This window comes from Colwellia sp. C2M11, from assembly GCF_018860915.1.
GTDB lineage: Bacteria > Pseudomonadota > Gammaproteobacteria > Enterobacterales > Alteromonadaceae > Colwellia.
In genome coordinates, this window is the sequence record NZ_JAHKQD010000043.1 from 67,915 (window position 1) to 90,443 (window position 22,529).

19 protein-coding genes are annotated in these 22,529 nt (G+C 37.0%); 2 read left to right on the plus strand and 17 right to left on the minus strand.

What is annotated here, in order from left to right; genetic code table 11:
* Positions 1 to 76 precede the first annotated feature (76 nt).
* From leuD to KO509_RS11770, 10 genes are all read right to left on the minus strand, one after another.
* A complete protein-coding gene (leuD, locus tag KO509_RS11725) occupies positions 77 to 673 on the minus strand; it encodes a 3-isopropylmalate dehydratase small subunit (protein WP_215973458.1) in 597 nt (198 codons plus the stop codon).
* A gap of 29 nt (positions 674 to 702) precedes the next feature.
* Positions 703 to 2,118, minus strand: a complete 1,416-nt coding sequence (gene leuC / locus KO509_RS11730; protein WP_215973459.1) for a 3-isopropylmalate dehydratase large subunit — start codon at positions 2,116 to 2,118, stop codon at positions 703 to 705.
* A 19-nt stretch (positions 2,119 to 2,137) separates the two neighbouring features.
* Positions 2,138 to 3,235 (minus strand): 3-isopropylmalate dehydrogenase, encoded by a 1,098-nt coding sequence (gene leuB, locus KO509_RS11735; protein WP_215973460.1) that lies wholly within the window; start codon positions 3,233 to 3,235, stop codon positions 2,138 to 2,140.
* A 154-nt stretch (positions 3,236 to 3,389) separates the two neighbouring features.
* Positions 3,390 to 5,006, minus strand: a complete 1,617-nt coding sequence (gene leuA / locus KO509_RS11740) for a 2-isopropylmalate synthase (RefSeq protein ID WP_215973461.1) — start codon at positions 5,004 to 5,006, stop codon at positions 3,390 to 3,392.
* A 531-nt stretch (positions 5,007 to 5,537) separates the two neighbouring features.
* Entirely contained in the window at positions 5,538 to 6,275 is a 738-nt protein-coding gene (locus KO509_RS11745) for a 3-deoxy-manno-octulosonate cytidylyltransferase (RefSeq protein ID WP_215973462.1), read from the minus strand.
* Complete coding sequence (locus KO509_RS11750; protein WP_215973463.1) at positions 6,272 to 6,937, minus strand: HAD hydrolase-like protein; 666 nt, start codon at positions 6,935 to 6,937, stop codon at positions 6,272 to 6,274. Before KO509_RS11750 ends, KO509_RS11745 begins: the two co-directional genes overlap by 4 nt.
* A complete protein-coding gene (locus tag KO509_RS11755; protein WP_215973464.1) occupies positions 6,924 to 8,537 on the minus strand; it encodes an aldolase catalytic domain-containing protein in 1,614 nt (537 codons plus the stop codon). The genes KO509_RS11750 and KO509_RS11755 overlap by 14 nt, the downstream gene beginning before the upstream one ends.
* A gap of 64 nt (positions 8,538 to 8,601) precedes the next feature.
* Positions 8,602 to 9,651 (minus strand): polysialyltransferase family glycosyltransferase, encoded by a 1,050-nt coding sequence (locus KO509_RS11760; protein WP_215973465.1) that lies wholly within the window; start codon positions 9,649 to 9,651, stop codon positions 8,602 to 8,604.
* 91 nt (positions 9,652 to 9,742) lie between these two features.
* Complete coding sequence (locus KO509_RS11765; RefSeq protein WP_215973466.1) at positions 9,743 to 10,636, minus strand: glycosyltransferase family 2 protein; 894 nt, start codon at positions 10,634 to 10,636, stop codon at positions 9,743 to 9,745.
* Between the two features lie 145 nt (positions 10,637 to 10,781).
* Positions 10,782 to 11,396, minus strand: coding sequence for a TIGR04211 family SH3 domain-containing protein (locus tag KO509_RS11770; RefSeq protein WP_215973467.1), 615 nt, complete (start codon positions 11,394 to 11,396; stop codon positions 10,782 to 10,784).
* 148 nt (positions 11,397 to 11,544) lie between these two features.
* On the opposite strand from KO509_RS11770, the gene KO509_RS11775 reads away from it, so the two are divergent.
* Positions 11,545 to 12,195: a CYTH domain-containing protein gene (locus tag KO509_RS11775; protein WP_215973468.1), complete on the plus strand. Its 651-nt coding sequence runs from the start codon at positions 11,545 to 11,547 to the stop codon at positions 12,193 to 12,195.
* A gap of 701 nt (positions 12,196 to 12,896) precedes the next feature.
* Here KO509_RS11775 and KO509_RS11780 read toward each other — a convergent pair.
* From KO509_RS11780 to KO509_RS11810, 7 genes are all read right to left on the minus strand, one after another.
* Positions 12,897 to 13,226, minus strand: coding sequence for a hypothetical protein (locus tag KO509_RS11780; protein WP_215973469.1), 330 nt, complete (start codon positions 13,224 to 13,226; stop codon positions 12,897 to 12,899).
* Between the two features lie 32 nt (positions 13,227 to 13,258).
* The gene (locus tag KO509_RS11785) at positions 13,259 to 13,900 is read right to left on the minus strand and encodes a hypothetical protein (protein ID WP_215973470.1); all 642 of its coding nucleotides are present in this window, start codon (positions 13,898 to 13,900) and stop codon (positions 13,259 to 13,261) included.
* Between the two features lie 173 nt (positions 13,901 to 14,073).
* Positions 14,074 to 14,763, minus strand: coding sequence for a PspA/IM30 family protein (locus KO509_RS11790; RefSeq protein WP_215973471.1), 690 nt, complete (start codon positions 14,761 to 14,763; stop codon positions 14,074 to 14,076).
* A 56-nt stretch (positions 14,764 to 14,819) separates the two neighbouring features.
* Positions 14,820 to 15,233 carry a DUF2170 family protein gene (locus KO509_RS11795; protein WP_159821374.1) on the minus strand — a complete coding sequence of 138 codons (414 nt, stop codon included), beginning with the start codon at positions 15,231 to 15,233 and terminating at the stop codon, positions 14,820 to 14,822.
* Between the two features lie 210 nt (positions 15,234 to 15,443).
* A complete protein-coding gene (locus tag KO509_RS11800; RefSeq protein ID WP_215973472.1) occupies positions 15,444 to 17,162 on the minus strand; it encodes a polyamine aminopropyltransferase in 1,719 nt (572 codons plus the stop codon).
* 144 nt (positions 17,163 to 17,306) lie between these two features.
* Positions 17,307 to 18,209 carry a DUF350 domain-containing protein gene (locus KO509_RS11805; RefSeq protein WP_215973473.1) on the minus strand — a complete coding sequence of 301 codons (903 nt, stop codon included), beginning with the start codon at positions 18,207 to 18,209 and terminating at the stop codon, positions 17,307 to 17,309.
* 24 nt (positions 18,210 to 18,233) lie between these two features.
* Entirely contained in the window at positions 18,234 to 19,250 is a 1,017-nt protein-coding gene (locus KO509_RS11810; RefSeq protein WP_252727532.1) for a hypothetical protein, read from the minus strand.
* Between the two features lie 137 nt (positions 19,251 to 19,387).
* On the opposite strand from KO509_RS11810, the gene glnE reads away from it, so the two are divergent.
* On the plus strand, positions 19,388 to 22,303 hold the full coding sequence (glnE, locus tag KO509_RS11815) for a bifunctional [glutamate--ammonia ligase]-adenylyl-L-tyrosine phosphorylase/[glutamate--ammonia-ligase] adenylyltransferase (protein ID WP_252727533.1): 2,916 nt from the start codon (positions 19,388 to 19,390) through the stop codon (positions 22,301 to 22,303).
* The last annotated feature ends 226 nt before the right edge of the window (positions 22,304 to 22,529 follow it).

Below are 22,529 nucleotides of genomic sequence, written 5' to 3' on the forward strand. Positions count from 1 at the left end.
TTAATGAAACTGGTATTAGTTATTGATGTAGGCAGTAACTAAGCAGCATCTAAATTACTGCCTACTAATTTGAAGCTTACTGCCAAGCCGGCATTTTATCTTCAAACGCTTTAATGGCATCTAATTTATTTAATGTCCAACCAACGCTATCAACACCATTTTCTAAACTGTATTGTTGAAATTCACTTAAGCTGAATTTAAAGACTAAATCACCGCAAGTAACCGTGTTGTTCGGTAAGTCTACAGTAATCGTTAATACTGACTCTGTAGATAGCTTAAATAGCTGCTCCACCTCTTCTTCTGTTAGTTGTATCGGTAAAATCCCAATATTAATACAATTACCATAAAAAATATCAGCAAAACTTGATGAAATAAGCACTTTAAATCCAAACTCTTGTAGAGCCCAAGGCGCGTGTTCACGACTTGAACCACAACCAAAGTTTTCACCGGCTAATAAAATGCTAGCGCCTTTATATTCTGGTTTGTTAATTACAAAGTCAGGATTCTCTTGTGTACCAGCATGATCAAGATAGCGGCTATCGTGAAATAAGTGCACACCAAAACCGATACGTTCAGTTTTTTGTAAAAATTGCTTTGGTATAATTTGGTCTGTATCTACATTGGCAACATCTAGTGGTGCAACCAAGCCTGTGTGTGTGTTAAATTTTTCCATTTTCTAATCCTCAATAAGCTTGTTGGCAGTTACGCATTTAAATCAACAAAGTGACCAGTGATGGCTGCAGCAGCTGCCATTTCAGGGCTCACTAAGTGAGTACGGCTACCACGGCCTTGACGACCTTCAAAATTACGGTTACTTGTTGACGCACAACGATCACCCGCTTCTAATACATCGTCATTCATGCCTAAACACATTGAACAACCAGGTAAACGCCACTCAAAACCAGCGTCGATAAATATTTTGTCTAAACCTTCTTGCTCAGCAAGCTCTTTTACGCGGTATGAGCCAGGCACAATAATCGCATCAACACTATCAACCACTTGTTGTCCTTCATAGCGCTGTACAATGTCTGCTGCTGCACGTAAATCTTCAATACGTGAATTCGTACAAGAGCCAATAAATACTTTATTTACTTGAATATCTACCATCTTAGTGCCAGCAGTTAAGTTCATGTACTTAAGGGCATTGATGCAAGACTCTTTTTCAACAGGATCACTGAAATCATCAGGTGAAGGCACTGCACCATCAACACTAACCACTTGTCCTGGGTTTGTGCCCCAAGTTACTTGTGCTTTAATATCTTTTGCATCTAATGTTACTACCGCGTCAAACTCAGCACCTTCATCAGACTTCAAATTGGTCCAATCAATAACCGCTTGCTCAAATACTTCACCTTTAGGGGCGTATTCCTTACCCTTCACATAATCAAATGTTGTTTGATCGGGAGCAATTAAACCTGCTTTTGCGCCAAATTCTATACTCATGTTACACACTGTCATACGCTCTTCCATACTAAGCGCTTCAATTGCTTCACCACAGTATTCAACAACATAACCAGTTGCTCCAGCACTACCTGTTTTACCAATAATGGCTAAGATAATATCTTTTGCACTGATACCAGCACCAACATTACCTTTAACTTCAACTTTCATGGTTTTTGCTTTATTTTGACGCAATGTTTGAGTCGCAAAAACGTGCTCTACTTCAGAAGTACCAATACCAAAAGCAAGTGCACCAAAAGCACCATGTGTTGCCGTATGAGAGTCACCACAAACAATGATAGTACCAGGTAAGGTTAATCCTAATTCCGGTCCCATAACATGGGCGATACCTTGATTTTTATGGCCCATACCGAACAATTCAATACCAAATTCTTTACAGTTTTTTTCTAATGCACGTAATTGATTCGCCGCGCCTTCACCCGCCGCATCAATTTTAATAGAACGTGTTGAAATATTGTGATCCATGGTCGCAATAGTACGTTCAGGATGACGTACTGGGCGGTTATGAAAACGCAAGTTTGCAAAGGCTTGTGGAGACGTTACTTCATGAATTAAATGACGATCAACATAAAGTAATGGTGTCTCACCCTTAGTTTCTTGAACTAAGTGGCTTTGCCATAATTTTTCATACATAGTTTTCGGGGTAGACGTAGTCATTTTAAGCGCTCTCTTCTTCTTAAATAGATTTTTGGGCAATAATTTGTTGGCAAATATAATCACCCACTTCACTGGTCGATTTTGCTTTTTCTCGTTTCTCTGCAGGTAATAAGTCGGCAGTAAGTATGCCGTTATCTAACGCACTGCCTACAGCATCTTCAATGGCTTTTGCTGCTTTTTCTTCATTTAAGCTATAACGTAGCATTAAGGCTGCTGATAAAATTTGTGCAATAGGGTTAGCGATACCCATACCTGCAATATCGGGTGCGCTGCCGCCAGCTGGCTCATACATACCAAAGCTTTTTTCATTTAAGCTTGCAGAAGGTAATAAGCCCATAGAGCCAGTAATCATCGCGCATATATCAGATAAAATATCACCAAATAAATTAGGACAAAGCATTACGTCAAATTGGTTTGGATCACGTACTAACTGCATTGCGGCGTTATCGACATAAAGATGCTCTAATTCAACTTCTGGGTATTCTACAGCAACTTCTTCAACGACTTGACGCCATAATTGGCTCGTGGCAAGTACATTGGCTTTATCTACCGACGTTACTTTATTATTGCGTTTTTTTGCAGCCTGAAAAGCAAGATGAGCAATACGTTTTATTTCACGACGCGAATAAAACATCGAATCAAAACCTGTTTCATCTTCTCCTTCACCTTTGCGTCCTTTTGGCTCACCAAAATAAATATCACCCGTTAATTCACGAATAATTAATACATCAAAACCTTGAGAAGAAATATCGCTACGTAAAGTAGATAGTGCCGATAAAGCTGGCTGTAAAGTTGCTGGGCGCATATTACAAAATAAATCGAAATGACCACGAAGCCCTAATAGAGCACAACGCTCTGGTTGTTCAGTTGGCGGCAAGTTTGCCCATTTAGGGCCACCAACACTACCAAACAATATAGCATCGCTAGCTTCACAACCTTTCATTGTTGAATCGGGGAGGGCATTACCGTGATTATCAATGGCTGCACCGCCAATATCATAATCTTTAGTATTTATTTCTAAATCAAATTTCTTTGCGATGGTCGTTAAGACTTTCTTAGCTTCAACCATGACTTCTGGGCCGATACCGTCACCGGCTAAAATTGCTATATTAGACATTTGTATTTCTCTTTAAATTTTTGAATTACGGTTTAAAATTGCGCTTAGATGATGCATATTTAATAAAAACAGCTTAAATAGTAAATGTATTCTGAAATTTTATGCATCTGGCAGACGCTAAAGTACTTTAACGCCTGCGACAGTGTTTTTGTGTTTACTTTTTAGCTGACTTTAAATCAGCAATTGTTATAGCACGGTGAATACTATTTAGTGCATGAATCAATGCTTGGCCTGAAGCTTCAATAACATCAGTTTCTAAACCATAGCCATGAAAGTTTCGCCCTTGCCAAGTAATCACTAAATCTGCTTGTCCTAAGCCATCTTCACCTGAGCCTTTATTTGAAATTGTGTAATCACTCACTTCAAATTCAATATCAACACTTTGTTTAATTGCTTGATAAAGCGCATCTACCGGCCCGTTACCTGTAGCGGCGTGTACTTTACTGTTATTTGCTTCACCTTCAACAGACGCTTCACCTGAGATTAGTTTAATGCTGGCGGTCGCAAAATCACCATCGCCACATTGTACATTGATTCGTTCTAGCCTGAAAAAGTCTTTCAAATCTTTTTGTTGTAATTTAAATACTAACGCTTCTAAATCGTCATCGAAAACTTGGCCTTTTTTATCCGCTAACGCTAAGAAATCTGCATAAAGCTCTTCAATTTCATAGTCCGATTCTTTATAACCTAAACTTTCCATGCGGTGCTTAATAACATGACGACCGCTACGCGAGGTTAAGTTTAATTTTGTTTTTGCAATACCGACACTTTCAGGCGTCATTATTTCATAGGTATTGCTGGCTTTTAACATTCCATCTTGGTGAATACCTGACGAATGACTGAAGGCGTTGCCGCCAACAATTGCTTTGTTTAATTGCACCGGCATATTACAAACAGTGCTTACTAATTTTGAAGTACGAGCAATTTCTTGATGGTTAATATTAGTATGTACGCCTAACAAGGCTTGGCGTGTTTGCATGATCATCGCCACTTCTTCTAAAGAACAGTTACCTGCACGTTCCCCAATACCATTAATAGTACATTCAATTTGACGAGCTCCTGCTTGCACTGCTGCCATTGAATTAGCCACCGCTAAACCTAAATCGTTATGGCAATGCACTGAAATAATTGCTTTATCAATATTTGGTACGCGGTTAAATAGGTTGGTAATAATCCCTTGAAACTCAAAAGGTAGCGTGTAGCCGACAGTATCAGGAATATTTACTGTTGTCGCACCTGCGGTAATTGCGGCTTCGACCATACGGCATAAATTATCAATAGGTGTACGGCCAGCATCCTCACAAGAAAACTCAACATCATCAGTAAATTTACGTGCATATTTCACTGCATGTACTGCCATAGCTTGAACGTCAGCAAACTCTTTCTTCAATTTTTGTTGTACATGAACATCTGATGTAGAAATAAATGTATGGATACGGAATTGTTCTGCTACTTTTAATGATTGTGCGCACGCGTCGATATCGGCTTCTACTGCACGGGCTAATCCACAAACACGGGCATTTTTAATTGTACGTGCTATTTGTTGAACTGATTCAAAGTCGCCAGGAGAAGAAACAGGAAAACCTACTTCCATAATATCTACGCCTAAACGTTCAAGCGATAATGCAATTTGTAATTTTTCATGCACAGACAAACTGGCATTTAGTGCTTGTTCACCATCACGTAACGTGGTGTCAAAAATAATCACATTATCTGTTGAGGACGAATTATTTGTAGCTGAACCTGGTGAGGTTGATGTGATATTGCTCATGTTTGTATCCTTGTATGCCTAATATTGTTACTAATACTGTTTGCTAATATTATTAAAAAACTAACCAACGCATAGACGTAAAAAAACCCGCGTTAGTTAGCGCGGGTTTTAATTATTTATTATCTGTTTTTATTTTTAGAGTAACCTCTTATTGAGTAATCTCTGAAAATGTTAATTAATAAGCAATAAAACCTAGCCGCGCACTTTGAGTGCGAGGAGGAGGAGGTTAATTGTATTGTGCTTAATTAATTTAATCATTTCTTTTTCGTTATTAGCATTCATTATTGGTATTTGTTTAAAAATGTAAAAAAAGCTAATAAGTATTCTCTTTTAAGTAAAAACTATTCAATATGCTATTAATAACGCATTTACCTAATTAGTGTCAATGATTTAATTGTATAGCGCTATAACAAAGCGCTATAACAAAGGATATAAGTGAGCTTTAATGACACTTTAGTACAGATGAATTTACTGTATTATTGGCTTGTTTACGATTAGCACCATAAAACGAGTTTGCTTAAATTTATGCAGTTAGCCCAAGCGTTGTAAGGCTTGAACAACACGTTCAACATCTTCAGGAACATCAATAGCCATAGAGCCACTATCAACTTTTATCATTTGTACGCTGTAGTTAGATTCTAGAAACCTTAATATTTCAATATCTTCAACTAACTCTAATGGTGTTTTTTTCTGATTGGCTAAAAAGAATTTAAGATGCGCCTTAGAGAAAGCGTAAATGCACACTTGTTTATGCGCAAATTTGAATTCACCATTTTTTGTCAATGGAATACCTGCACGGCTCATATACAAAAGTTTGCCTGATTGATCGCAAACTACTTTAGGTACAGTGGTAGAATTAAATTCACGTTCATCAGTAATTTCGCACATAGCATTAACAACAGCACCATCACCGGCTAAATAAGCACTAACTACGGTATTAATATCGTCAGGACTTATTAACGGCTCATCTCCTTGTACATTGATAATAAAATCACAATCAAGGGTTTGGTTTGCTTCGGCAAGTCTGTCCGTGCCAGTTAAACAATTACTGCTTGTTCTTATTACCGCGCCGCCAAAGCGTGTAACAACATTTTCAATATTATCACTATCGGTTGCAACATAGACTTTTTCGGTGCCTACTGCTTCACAACAAAGCTCCCAAACATGCTGAATCATAGGTTTTCCACAAAGATCGATTAATGGTTTTCCTGGAAAGCGAGAAGATTGAAATCTTGCTGGAATAACAACGGCAAAGTTTTGTGTATTCATAGTTCTTTTAAAACCTCTTCAAAGGAGTTAATTATTCGATAATTATATTTTAAGCATAAAGCGCGCATTTTCTCTTCAACGTTTGATAATGGGCTGTAAAATATAAAATCGATATTATTATCTTTTGCTGCTTCAAGGTCAGATACTGCATCGCCTATCATTACTGCTGTTGATGTTGGGTGATTAGCTAAAACCTGAGTAACATGATTAACCTTTTTTTCAGGCGAACCGAGTATTTCTATAAAGTGATGATCTAATGCCCGTTGTTGAAAAACATCTCTTAGCTCTTGTTGCTCTGAGCCACTTGCAACATATTTTATTGCGCTGCTTTTAACAAAGATGTCATTGATGAATGGGGTGCTGTCAGCCAGTAAATATAAGCTTTTACACTTTCTTGAATAAGAGGCTAATAAATCAGCTTTAAATTGCTCAGCCATTGAAGCACTGATATTGAGTAGTTCTTTTACAAAATAATCAACATGATAGAACCTAGACTTACCAAAGTTTTCGGCAAAAAATAGCGCGCAGCGGTTTACTTCATCTGTAGTGATATCAAATTCAGTTAACGCACTTCTCATCGCGTCAATTTTTAAAGTATTCGAATCAAGTATTACCCCATCACAATCAAAGATAAGTAGATCGTAATCACTAAACAGGCGCATAAATTGATCCTTGAGTAATAGGGTAAGTTGTTGGTGTTAGTGCTAATAAATGATGACTAATTTGGAAGTTTTGCATTAAATTGAGCGTTTCAAGCATTTCTAATTGACGTGTATCATTACTATCATAACCATTAAAACCAACGAGTGTTACGTTATTGGCTTTCATGTTTTCAGCAACCGAGAAGGCATAAGCAACGGTTATATCAAAAGGAATCACACAGCTTGTTTCTTCTGTATAAAACTCACCTGTTTGTACTGCTAGGCCATAATCCATTAATGGGCAACTTGGTGAAAACAGTGCTAGCTCTTCATTACTAAATCTATGTTTTGGTAAAATTACCGGCTTTACTAGCGTATTATAGCTTGCTGACTCAGAAAGAAATTTGTTGTTGTGAGATAAACAATAATAATCAACAAAATCACTTAATTCAGTAATGACGTTAATCGCGATTACAATAGGATTTTTCTTCTGAATATAAGCAATGACATCAGGTAAATATTTATGTAAACCAGGGCCATTGGCAATAATTAATACTTCTCTGTTGGCCGCTATATTACATAAAACGGATGTACCACTGACTGGCTTTTTCTCGCCAGAGAAAGATAGAGCAGAGCGATAGACATCACTCACATAAGAAGATTTATTTTCTTGTTGGCTTAAATACTCAATCGCGCCAATAACTTCATCAGTACCAAAGTGGCTATCAGACAATAGGTTTTGAATATAAGTTGGGTGTAAGTTATTTTGAGCACCTAAAAAGTACAATAAATTACTGCCCCAGCCACATTTTTTTTGCATTTTTTCAAAATGACGAATGGCTAACTCATAAACGGGGGCAGCAACATAATTATTTTCTTCTTGGGAAACTACGGCTAATAAGTTTTCTGTTTGTGCATTACCAGCACCACGACCCATACCTGTAATGGTACTGTCTAACCACTTAACACCAACACTACGTGCAGTTAAGCAGTTATCAAGCGCTTTTGCCATATTATTATGGGTATGAATACCTAGCTCACCTTGCCAATGTTCTCTTAAGGCTGATACGATACGTTTAACTTCGTTGCCATCCATATTACCTAGTGAGTCGGCAAAATATAAAACATCTAAACCCGCCCAGCTTTGTGCTATTTTTGCTTTTTCAGCGATTAATGAAGAAGGCTTACCACCCGCTTGCATTAAGTTATAGCCAACAATATAGCCTTTATTTTTAAGCGCTTTAACAATAGGCTCTGAGTGTTCTACTTCATGAAAATGTGCAGCAATACGAACTAAGTCCACTTTACTTTTAGCACGATCAACAAATAAGGCATCAACAGCATCTTCAACTGATAGGTTAGCATTTAAAATAGTTTTAGCGTCTATCATTACGCCATAAGTTGGGCCTTCAGGTAAATCTAAACGATTAAGGAAATCCTCAGAGGTATAAGCAAAAGCGCCAAGGAAACCCGGTTGGGCAAAGTTTCTTAAACCTAACTCAACATAATCGATTTTGGCTGCGACCATCGCAAGAATATAAGCTTGTACAACATCAGGTGAAAAATCCCAATGATTATAGTATCCGCCATCACGTAAGGTACAATCTAAAATTTTAAACATTTACTAATTCCTTTGGAATTTTTAGTGAAAACTTTTTAGTAAAAGCTTCTTTAATAAAAAAGCGTTAAACAGGCTCAAGCGACAGAAACGTTATACCCAAACTATGAAATAGATTTTTCAGTTGTTTTGACATATCACTATTTACTTCAAATGCTTGTACCGTTACCTTGGGCTTAAGCCATTTTGCGGTTAACAGTGCTGTTGATACATCACCAATAATCGATGTGTCGTTAGACAGCTTAGGTAAAAGAAGTTCCATTCCTAAGGTATTTGGTAGCGCAATGCTCTCTGGAAACATCTGTGTTAATAACGCCATATCTTTACTTTTAGGATGTGCTTTTATAGCAATATTCTGAGGCTGAAAATGTTTAAGAATAGTGTTTTTGATTTGCTGTAAAAATTGCGGGTTTTTTAAATAAAAAGATTCGTTGGGTAAACATAAAACCGCTTTTACATTACTAAAATTGATAGTATTTAAGGTGTCGTATTTTTGAATTAAAAACGCATTAACATCAAGGAAAGCCTGGCTTGAAAAAATCTCTTGATCAAGTGCAATAAGTTCTTTCGTTTTTAATAACGGGTGAGCTTCTTCAGGTACGGCCAAATAAGCTTTTGAAATCCAACTTGAACTACCTGTGGTTAAGGGGTTTTTCCACCATAAACCATAAATGAGTTTTTTTAGTGTTGGATCTATATATTGATGTACTATGCTATTGATAGATTTATGCCCAAGGTAGCTTACCGTACCATCATCAATATAAATGCCTTCCACCTCAGCATTTACCTTGCTTGCTTGATGCATAGCAAATTGAAACTCCATTCTTCTATCGCTACCAGTAAATATCCGATCAGGTATTGTTGACGAGATTAACGCTTTTAACTGAGCAAAGCGTACTTTTCTTTTAGAAAACTTAGCTTGCTCATCGTCAACAGATAGTTCATAGGTTTGTTGGAAAATGTCAGTGCAATGTCGAGTCGCTTTTGAATACTGCTGTGCGGTTTCTTCATTTTTACTAATGAAGATAGCAATATTGTTATCACCTTGATGCGAAATCGCTAAATTAGTCGCAATGAAAAAATGTAAAGGTGATGATATAAAAAAATAATTAGTCATAACGATTATTGAAACTCTCAATTGCTCTTTGTCTAAGCTTAACTATCTCTTAGCTTAGGTGTATGTCTATCGTAAGCAAAGTTACGTAGGTTTACTCTTGTATACGTCTAATTTTACTTCTCAGTTTTGAGCGAAAAGTATTTTCTTTGTATCTACCTTTATAAACATGTCTTATTTGATAAACGCCATCTACCTCAAGCGGAACACCTTCTGAGCCAAGTAACCAGCGAAACTCTCTATCTTCATAACATTTACACCAATGCTCAGAAAGGGTTTGATAAATTGATAAACCGTCACAATAACCAATAGCACGCGCTACATCGCCATGTACTATTTGGAAAGCGCCTTTTGCTTTATCACGTGAGTGTAAGCTAAAACCTGCGGTATCAATATTTACTAGCTGCGGCTCACTGTCTTTACGTAACATAGGATCATCCTGTGCAAGCATTTCAGTAGTACATTCCTGTCTTGGGTAGTACAAGGCTTCTTTCTTACCTTGTAGTTGTTCAGCTAACGAATCTAAACAATTTTCATGAAAAATAATATCGCAGTCAGTGAACCATAACCAATCAGCATCAGTAGAGCGCGCGACCATGTTTCGGCCGATGGCACGTCTAAACAACTTCTCTTTGGGCAGCGCTTGAAAATTCCATGTGACGTTTTCCACCTTTTTTTGGCTAAAAAAGTCTAACACCGCTTGGCATTTAGTATCTTCTTTAGCATAAAAAACAGTTACGGTTAGCGCACATTTTTTGGGCGGATAGTTAATAAAAGAACTTAGCTGATAAGCAAGCATATTAGAATAGCCCCAACAATGGCTCACTATTTCTAATTTGAAAAAACCATCAACGGCGTTACGCTCATTGACTTTAGGTAAAGCCGAGCGAAACCAAGAAGCGGGTAATATATGCTTCAGTATTAAGCGGAAAAAATGTATGGCATAAGTGTTATACCAGTTCGGTGCGAAAGTCTTGGTTGTTTTCATTAACGAGTTCGATTCTTAATAGGTGATCATTATCCAGTAACAGAGCAGTCTCTGTTATCAGTAATATTATGAGTAATGGTTACTTTTATACAGATCTAGCCTTTATCGCATAAATTTTAGCGGCTAGATCTATATAAATAAGGTGTTAACCCCAGTTATCCATTGAAGCTCTGCGACGCGTAAATAGTTTAGGTAAAATAAGTCCTAAAATTAAGCCTAAGCCTAAAACAATAGCCCCATTAAAAAACCATTCTTTTTTAATGGCTGTGTCTTGACCTTTTAATTTATTTTGCGTTTGTTCTAGTGCTTGCTTTACCTGCTTAAGCTCTGTTTGTAACTGGTTTTTCTCTTCGTTAATTAAATTAATATTACTCTTTAATTCATTAACTTCACCGTCAAGTTGAGCAGTATAGTCATTACCATTTGCTAGCTTTTCTTTTATATCTGCAACAACAAAGCTTAACCCAGGTTGGCGAGTAATATACTTAGTTTCAACCCAAGTCACTCTATCTTTGTTATCAATTATTTCACTATAATCGTTCGAAGTATTACCGGTTGTTTTTAGTTCAGCCCCTGCATTTATTGAACCTAAAATACGATAATTAGTACCAGGGCCTGCATGCATAAAAATGCTTAAGTCATCAATAATATAACCTTGCTGATTTTCTGCATGAGCAGAGAAAGCAGCAAAAAAAAGCACGATAAAACCAAGGGTGTTGTGCTTAATTAGTTTTTTTAAATGTAATATAGGAGAATTCATGGATCAGCCAATTAGTAAAAGTAAATCATTGAAAAGGAGATATTATGTGTTTGGCGTATTTATATCAAGTTAAGATTAAGAATCCTTTGGCCTCTTGATAAACAAAGTGTACTCTATAATGGAATGGGCAAAATAAAAGTTTGAGAAAATGACAACAGAAATAGAATTAAAATATCAACTATCAAGTAAGTATAACGATAATAGCGAAATTGTTACTGCTATAACCACTATGCTAAATACTAAAAACATTACTTTTGAAAAAAATCAAAACCAACTTATCAATGACTACTTTGATAATGATAATTTAGACTTGAGAAAAATGGACTTTGGTTTGAGAATTCGAACTAGAGGCGACAAACATGAACAAACTATTAAAACGGCAGGCATAGTTAAAGATGGCCTGCATCAACGACCAGAGTATAACGTTGATATAGAAAGTAGAATAGTAAATTTAGCATTGTTTCCATCTCATATTTGGCCTGAAAATGTCGATGTAATGGCATTACAACAGAGTTTACAGGTATTATTTTCCACTAATTTCTCACGACATACTTGGCTTATTTATCAAGGTGATAATATTATTGAATTAGCGTTAGACAGTGGCGATATTTCTACCACGCCGGCACAGCCAAGTGTCGTAATTAACGAGATTGAAATTGAATTAGTGAAAGGTGATAAAGAAGCGTTATTTACCTTAGCAAAACAATTGTTAAATATTGTGTCAATGCACCCTTCTGATGTAAGCAAGGCTGCACGTGGTTACGCTTTATACTATGATAAAATAAAGAAACCTAAGTAATATTAGGTTTTACCTTCATAAACACTATCTCTATCAAAAATAATTGATGTCAGTCAAAGCATAGATCGTCCTTTTGAACACAGGTCATGACCCCGAGTGTCGTCTGCTCTTATTATTAGGCGAATAAATTCGCCCCTACGGTAATGTCGGTCACCTTCGCCTAACAATGTTCTTTGTTAAGGCATATGTAGGGTGAATGTAGAGGCGTATGTAGGGGCGACTTCAGTCGCCTGTTCTTATTATTAGGCGAATAAATTCGCCCCTACGGTGATGTCGATCACCTTCGTCTAACAATGTTTTTTGTTAGGACGTATGTAGAGTGAATGTAGGGCGTATGTAGGGGCGACTTCAGTCGCCTGCTCTTATTATTAGGCGAATAAATTCGCCCCTACGGTAATGTTGATCACCTTCATCTAACAATGTTTTTTGTTAGGACGTATGTAGAGTGAATGTAGAGGCGTATGTAGGGGCGACTTCAGTCGCCTATTTTTATTAGGCGAATAAATTCGCCCCTACGGTAATGTCGGTCACCTTCGTCTAACAATGTTTTTTGTTAGGACGTATGTAGGGTGAATGTAGGGCGTCTGTAGGGGCGACTTCAGTCGCCTGTTCTTATTATTAGGCGAATAAATTCGCCCCTACGGTAATGTTGACAACCTTCGTCTAACAATGTTCTTTGTTAGGACGTATGTAGGGTGAACTTATTGATTATCACTTAACTTTACGTGTTGAATCAGTTCATCCATCAACTTTCTTTTTATCTCTAGTTGTTGCTCAGCTTTTAGGTTGTATTTCTCAGCTAATACTTGATAATCTTCAGGCGCTAAACTAACCGTAAGGCGAGGGCGCTTAGGGCGTTTATTAATAGAAAGTCCTAAAATATCACGAATTTGATCAGACGGGCTTAAACCAGCATCAAGCGCTTGTTTCCTAATGGACAATTGTATTTTCTCATCCATGTCAAAAGCGACTTGAACTGCTTTTATTGCCTTTATTGATGATTGCCATTTTTCCGGCATTTTATTTGTCATAAGAGTCTCTACTTACATCAATTACTATCGTATTAACTGGCAGGGTACATATCTATAATGTCAGTTAAAGGGCGATAAATAGTGAGAAAAACATCAGTATCACCATCTTGCCAAACTTCAACATCAACACCTTTACTTTGGTCTTCATTGTAAAGCGCATAAAACTCAAATTGCTCACCGCTATCTTTACCTTCATATTCACTAATGTTTTCGCTGCGATGATCTTTACGATGAAAATAACCAACTTTGGCGAAGGTACTTTGTTGGTACTGCTCGCTGCTCCAGTTGCTTGTTAAACTATTATCTGCTTTTTTCGTTAAAAAAGCTTCACCTGGCTCATCAAAAATTTCAGAAAATTCGTCTAAATCAAATAATGTTTCAACATCTTCAGGTAAAATCTTAAGGGCGAACTTTAATTCAGTCGCATCATCAACATCTAAAGATAGAAACAATAGTAGCTCATCGTTGCCTTGTAAGGTCCATTCTGTTTGAATATTATTTTCATATTCGTAACTGTTTACGGCTGTTACTTGTAGTTGTTGATTACGTAAGGTTTCGGGTAACGCAAAACTATCCGTTAAAACAATAATATCACCAACTAATAATTGATCTACGTGAGTCAGTTTACGTTGTACGGGTTTGTCTTTATTGAATATTTTTTTTAAAAAACTCATCAAATATTACCTTCTCAATTATTACTTTTAAAGAACTACTTTTTAAATCATTACTTGTTAAATAATGACCTTAACAATTTACTCAAATTGTTTTTAGTATTTATAGCCACAATAACAAAACAGCGAGTAACGCATTCAATCGTTACTCGCTGTTATAAACGTATTGTTTATTACTATTTTTGCTTCGCTTTAATACGATCTAATACTGAATTAGCACTGCTATTTTGTGAACCAATACCTGCAGCTTTAAGTTGTGCAGCTAATGATGTGTCAGAATCTTCTGATTCAAGTACTTCAGCAGCTTTCATTTTATCATCAAATTTCTGCTGTTTAGCTTTAATACGCTCTAAAGAATCTTTAGCACTTAACAGTTTAGAATTACTTGACGAAAAGTTATCAGTAATGGCAGACGTTGCTTTTTGCACGCTTTCTGTGGTTTTTACCATAGACAATTGACGTTTGTGCTCACTTACTTGACGTTCACTTTTCTTCACTAATTCTTTTAATCTTTCAGCATTACCCGCAAAGCTATCATGTGCTTGTTGTTGTGCAGTTAAATCGCTCTCTAAGGTTGAGATTTTTTCAGCAACAGCTAATGCTAATGTTTCATCACCTTTTTCTAGTGCTTGAGCAACATAACCTTCATGCTCGGTAATTTCTTTTTCTAAACGCGTTACTTCACGTTGTGCTGCCATTTGTTCAGCCATAACGCCAGTTAAATCACGTTTTGCTTTGGTTAAATGATTTTCAGCATCACGAATTTCTTGTTCAAAAATACGGGTTGCATTCGCATCAATAATTGCTTCACCAGCTTCAGAAGCGCCACCACGAATTGCGGTCATAATTTTTTTAAATATACTCATTTTTTCTCTCCTAAATAAGGTAACTCTACAATGTTAATATCAACGTCATTAGTTGATTAAAGTAAGTAGTCACTCATATCATCAATAACTTCAACAGCGTTATTACTTAATACCGCCAATTCGTGTTCTATATCGTTAAAACTTGAGCCGATAGAAAGCGCGCCAAAAACCACATATTTATCACCAATTTTTGAAAAAGATGACAATGGCATAGGAATGTTCATTTCTAACATACTCTCATGCATTGCTGGAATGCTATCAGGTTTTACTTCATCAACGCCCCAAAGGTAGCTAATGCATAATACTTGATCATCAGTTACAGAAACAAAAATAGGTAACTCTTCTCTACCTAAAATAGTAATTTGTAGTACATCGACTTCACCTGAAATTGGCTGACAATCAAAGTTCATTCCAGTTTCTGAGTTGTCGCCTAAACCATTTAAATGATCGGCTATAGTATGAATATTCATGTATTTCCTATCCTCAATTTATTTTCTTGCGGCTGACATATTATGTCAACGAGGTTTAATTTATCACTTTGACATATTATGTCAAGTTGTTTTGTTTACTATTTATATCTTTTTACCATTATTATTTGGTAAAGGCTGTACAAAAACTTAACACAGCATTGAACTAAGCACTTACCTAGCGATTGTTCATAACACTATAAACACCGCCTATCATTGAACACCTTGTTGATTTGTCCAAGCTTTTTGATGAAGTTGATATAAGGTGTGGCTACCTAAAGTGTTTATAGCAATATTTTCTTCGTTTTTATAGAAGTCATTAGGAAAAACAAAGGCGGCTTTTAATATATCTAAATTAAGCCAAGTATGTTCAACCGGTAGCTTATCTAACTTATTTAGTCGTGCTAAAGGACTTGCCCCCATTTTAGTTGCAATAGTCCAGCCCCATTCGCCAAAACTTGGCACATTATCATGGTATTGTTGTACATGATTATAATCGGCGGCTTTTAAGGTTTTACCTATAGAAATAAAAGACTCTTTAGCATGGTAGGGACTTGTCGACTGGATGGCGATTATTCCATCTCCGGAAAGTAATTGTTTTAATCGAGCATAAAAATTAACTGTATACAGCTTATTTAAATCTGGGTGGCTAGGATCAGGTAAATCCACAATAATCGCATCAAATATTTGGCCAGATTTAAGTAAGGTATTAATAGTCAGAAAGGCATCACTGCGTAAAACAGTCACGCGCTCATCTTGCAAACTATTTTCATTCAAATGAGCTATTTTCCGTGCTAAGTTTGCATTTAAGTGATCTTTGGGATTCTGAAAAATATCAATTAGTTCACTATCTAAATCAATCAAGGTGACATTTTTAGGTGAATACTTCAGCACATCGCGTAGCGCCAAACCATCACCACCACCAATAATTAAAATATTATCATGACGTGCTGATCCCGCTAAAACAGGCGCAACTAAATAGTCGTGGTATATATGCTCATCAATAGAAGAAAACTGCAAACGACCATTAATATAAAAATTAATAATACTACTTTGTGTATTACCTAACGCTGAATCGGTAGTGTTTAACCCCATTTCTCGTTCAGTAAAAGTAAGCTGCTGGTAATTGGTTTTTTGAACATGCACTACTTTATCTAAATAGAGCAAACTATTCATTTGGTTGAGCCATTGATTGCCATAATTAAACATAACGACAATAAGCACAGCTAAACAAATATGGCCTACAACAAACATTTTTGGCCAATGTAAGTGTCGCCAATAGCGCATAATAAAGAATGCACCTGCAATTAAGTTTAAGCTAGCAGTTAAAGCAGCAGCTTTACTTATATCAATACTCAAGAGAAATAGAACCCAAATAGCAGCACCTAAACCAGCACCTATATAATCAGCGCCATAAATAGTACCTAGATTATTAGCAAGGTGTTGACCATGAATTTGTTCGCGTATACGGGCAATTAATGGAATTTCCATGCCAATAAAAAAACCAACAACAACCCCAAAAAAATAAGGGCTCTTAATAGCAAGAAAGCTTAATGTGTTAAAAAGCCCACCTTGGGGCAACATATCTGGTGGCAGGGCGAACATATCAGCAATAATATGCGGTAATGTTTGGGTAATAGCGATTAATCCGCCAATAAATAAAATAGCGCTTGAGCCAAGTAAGGCAATAATTAATTCTAAATATACAAAACCATTAAAGGCGCAACGCACTTTACGAGCAGCAAAGGCGCCTAACCCCATCGACACTATCATTAAGCCAATCATGGTATAAATAGTACTTTCCATAACACCAAGCACTCTGCCAGCGTAGTGAGAAAGAAGGTACTCATAAATTAAGCCACAACCAGCAAGAATAGCCATGGTTAAAATTAATAGTATATCGTCAAGCAGGCGTGAGTCTTTTGAAAGCATATAATCAAATTCAGTAAAAATAGAAAAGGTGGTTTACAACGAAAAAGTAGCGAGTATTTGTGATTTTAATACTCGCTACTTAACGTGTTAACTAACTAATTGTTGAACGTTTTTTAGCATTCATAAGTTAGTAGATATAACGCATTAAGCCATTAACGCCGTTAATATTAACGCAATAGAAATACTGGTCGCCATTTCAATACTAGCAACACCAATATTATGTTGTTGATCCACTTCTTCTACTAAATTAATACCCCACAAGACAATGCGTTTTGCGAGCGAAGTTAACAAAGATACTAGTACCGTCATAATAAGCCCGAATACTAACCAGCCAAGTAGGTTTACCACTAAGGTATCTGGGCTATAAATAAGAAAATGGCTTGCAGCTGTTACCGCAAGTGCCGTACTAATTACTTGGCCACTGTAGCGTATCGCAAGTGCTAATTGACCTTCACTTAACGCTTCTTGTAAGCAATCTTCTTGATTGTTTTTAGCATACTTACCTTCACGAATACGCGTTACTAATACCAGCACCGCTTGTGCAACAATAAAACCACTAGTAATAGCAATAAAAGTGGCTAGGCTTAAACCGTCAACCCACAACAACACCGAGCGAATAATAATTGCGGTAGCAATAGCACCTGCCGCATCAATAATACCTATGCTAAGGTTTTGCTCTTTTATCAACTCAGTTTTATTTAAATGCTGTAAGGCAATTTTGTCTTGCACAATACGGCCTACTTTAATTAATACCAAACCGTATGTACCGTAGGCGAGCATACCGACTATTTCCATTAAATAACTAGGAGCATTTTCGCCAGTAATTGCGCCAGTTAACACAATACCTAGGGCTAAAATACTACCAGCGACACTCACACCAAAAGCAAAGTTATCTTTATGGGCTAATTCTTCAGTTGTATTAACCTGGCTGGTTAATCCTAATAAAAAGCGCATAGCACCTAAAAGCGCAATGGCAATGGTAATATCGATAGCTAAATAAATGAGGAGTTCTTGATTTACACCAACAAGCTCAATTAATGTATTCATAATATATTTCGTTCCTATTACTGGTTACTTACCACGTCGAAAACTGCGTGAAGTGTTGGTCTTTGAATTTCTAAAACTTGAGCTTTTGCTTTTATTTGAATAGCTACTTTTACTGGCAAAGCTGCTTTTTTTAGCAGTATTACTGCGAAAGCGATTAGCGCTAGTTTGTGCGGTTTTACTTTTACTTGATAAGCTCGAAGAGCCGGTACGGTTTTTACTATACGGACTCGTAAATTTTTGTCCTCTACTCGCAAATGATTTTTTAGTACGCTCATCAAGTTTGGTTTGATTATTTAACTGGCTAGGTGAGCTATAACGCGTTCTTCCATAATCATTGTAATAGCTGTAATTACGGCTTCTACCCCAATCATTATAATAAGTACGACGACCAAGTAAGTCGCCCATCATCGAGTACATACCATACCATGCCCAAAACGACATACCATTACTGCCCGTTTGCCAGCTACCATAACTTGGGTTACCAATAAGTTGCTCACCGGTACCAAAATCTTGTGCATTATTGGCGCTTTGACTTTGTGCTTTTGATAACGAATTAACACGTGGTAATTGTCCATCAGACATATCAGCTAACACATTGAGCGGATCACTTAATGCTTCAGAAAATAATGTTGGGTCGGCCGCTTGATAAATATTAAGTAATTCATCATAAAGTGCTTGGCTTGACGCAAACATTTGCGGGGTGTTTTTTGCGGTATTTATCCGATCAAGCAAGGATAAGTACATTGGCCCTTGTACCGTGGCATCTTTTTTAAATTCATTAATTAATGCCGATAAGTTTGGTTTTATCGCCAATACTTTTTCTGCATATTGTTGAATTAAAACAGCATTACGTACCTGGCCATTTTTTAGGGCATCACCCAATTGCGCCACACGTTGCTCGGTAATCGGCAATTGTTGTAAAGCTTGTTCTTTAATTGGATCTCCACAAGCAGACAAGAATAAAATAGTGACTATAAATATAGTTTTAGTACACATATTTTTAAAAAACTGCTGAGGAAAAGAGTATTTTAGCTTTTGCATTACTGCCATCATCTCCATAAAGTGCTATGTTATTCTTAAGTTAATGTCGTATTAATAGCACTAACGACATATTATGTCTATTGTCTTAATGTTTATCTTGTATCAACTTGGTATTAGCAAAATAAAAAGGAACGCTTTTGTCACTTCTCACATTGTCTCAACTTAATGATAATAAGTTACTTGAACAGCAGCAACATAAAAGTTGGCAGCAGTTTAGCCAGCAGCACGCTGAAAGTTATCAAATACTAACACAGCAGCAGCTTGAACACTTTAAAATCGCAATTACTTTAAGTGATTTTGTATTAGCAAGTGCATTGCAAGCACCTGAATTAGTATTAGACTTATTTGTAAGTAAAAGTGTTTATCTTACTTCCACTCCAGCGTACGAAACTTTATTACAAGATTTACTAATTGACTGTAAAAGTGAAGAGCAACTACATAAAATTTTAAGAAACTTTCGTTTGGAGCACATGGTTAATATTGCCATTGCAGACTTGGTATTGAACATTGATCTTGAAAAATCGTTAGAAAGATTGTCGTTACTGGCAGATGCCCTTATTCAAACAAGTTTGCATTGGTTAACTGAGTTTTGTCAGGAAAAGTGGGGTGTACCAACCAGTAATGACGGTCAGCCACAACCGCTACTTGTTTATGGTATGGGTAAACTGGGTGGGAAAGAGCTGAACTTCTCGTCTGACATCGACTTAATATTTGTTTACCCTTATAGCGGTGAAACCAAAGGCTGCCGCCGTAGCTTAGACAATCAACAGTTTTTTACTCGTTTAGCGCAAAAACTTATCACTTCACTTCATCAACAAACGGCAGACGGTTTCGTCTATCGAGTTGATATGCGATTAAGACCTTTTGGCGATAGTGGTCCACTGGTATTAACATTCAATGCCATGGAAGATTACTATCAAGAGCAAGGCCGAGACTGGGAACGTTATGCCATGTTAAAGGCAAGGGTTATTCCTAATTTAGCAAGCTCAACAATGCCAGAAGAAGATTATCATCAGCAATTAACGGCTATGTTAAAGCCTTTTGTTTATCGTCGTTATATCGATTTTAGTGTTATTGACAGTTTGCGCAAAATGAAAAGTATGATCTCGCAAGAGGTACGTCGCAAGCAATTAGTAAATAATATTAAACTCGGTGCGGGCGGTATTCGAGAAATTGAATTTATCGTTCAAGTATTTCAATTAATCCGAGGGGGCAGAGTTGAAGAATTACAGCAACGCAATTTACTAACCGTTTTACCTCAACTGGTTATTGCTGGTGAGCTAGAAGAAGACAATAAAAGAGTATTACAAAATGCCTATTGCTTTTTACGTCGCGTAGAAAATATTTTACAAGCTTTAGCCGACAAACAAACACAAACGCTACCTGAGAATGACTTAGACAAACAACGACTACTTATTGTTCTTAAAATCGACACTTGGGAAGACTTTATGCATGTGCTGCAAGGGCATATGAATGATGTACACGAAACCTTTGAGCAATTAATTGGTGTTGAAAGTCCGAATCATCAAGCAGAAGATCAACATTGGAGTGTACTTTGGAATAGTCGTTGGAGTGATGAAGAATCTATCGCTTGGGTTGAACAAGAGCAAACCACACAAGATAGCGTAATATGGAATAGTGAAGCAATTTGGCGTTTATTATCAGACTTTAGAGATGATGTCAGTAAGCGCAGCATTGGCAGCCGAGGCCGACAAGTATTAGACAAACTTATTCCTTTATTGATATGCCACATTAAACAAGCCAAGCAAGCTGAATTTGTACTTGAACGAGTGTTGCACGTATTTAAAAGAATAGTAACTCGCACTGCCTATTTAGAATTGTTATTTGAAAATGAAGGCGCTCTAAAACAATTAATACACTTATGCCAAGCAAGTAGTTGGGTAACTGACTATATTGCTAAATACCCTATTTTATTAGATGAGTTGATTGACCCAACGTTACTACATAATCCGCCGCAGTTATCGACTTACGGCGTTGAGTTAAGAGAAAGTATGTTGCGTATTCCTGAAGAAGATCTTGAAGCGCAAATGGACGGCCTACGTCTTTTCAAGCAAGCACAACAATTACGTATTGCCGCCGCTGATATTGCCGGTGTTTTAGATGTGATCACTGTCAGCGATCATCTAACCGCTTTAGCTGAAGCCATTATTAATGAAGTTATAAATATTGCTTGGCAGCAAGTGGCGAACCGTTTTGGTGTACCAACCTCAACCATTGATAGTGAAAATAAAGGCTTTGGTGTTATCGCTTACGGCAAAACAGGTGGTAAAGAGTTAAGTTATGGCTCAGATCTAGATTTAGTCTTTGTGCATAACAGCCCTCAAGGTGAAGAAACCACAGGGCTTGCAGGCGGTAGTAAAGTCGTTTCATCAAGTCAGTTTTATGTCAAATTTGCTCAGCGTATTATGCATATTTTTAACACCCGCATGAACAGCGGTATCCTATATGAATTAGATATGCGCTTACGTCCGTCGGGTAATGCGGGCATATTAGTCATTCATATCAATAATTTTGGTCAATATCAGCAAGAAGAAGCATGGACCTGGGAGCACCAAGCACTGGTGCGAGCTCGTATTGTTTATGGTAATAAAGCGATTATTGATACCTTTAAAACAATACGTGAAGAGGTACTAAATAAAAGCAGAGATAAGGTTAAGTTAAAAGAAGAGGTCAAAATGATGCGCGAAAAAATGCGTAATCACCTTGATAAATCGACCGATACTCACCTTGATATTAAGCAAGGTGCAGGCGGTTTAGTCGACATTGAATTTATCGCACAATATCTAGTTTTAGCACACAGCTGTGAACATAAAAGTCTAACAGAGCGTTGCGACAATTTAGGTATTTTTAAGTTACTAGCAAAACTGGATATATTAACCAGTGGTGAGCAAGATATCTTAACCAGTAATTATCAACAGCTCAGACACCTAGGTCATGTCGCCACGCTACGCAATGAAAACTTACTTATTGATAACTCCTTATTACCAGAAAAAGAACAAGTGAGCGCGCTATGGCATAAGTTTATTGAATAATTTATTCGCCTAATAATAAGAGCAGGCGACTGAAGTCGCCCCTACATTCACCCTACATATGCCTTAACAAAGAACATTGTTAGGCGAAGGTGAACAACATCACCGTAGGGGCGAATTTATTCGCCTAATAATAAGAGCAGGCGACTGAAGTCGCCCCTACATAAGCCTCTACATTCACCTTAACAAAAAACATTGTTAGGCGAAGGTGAACAACATCACTGTAGGG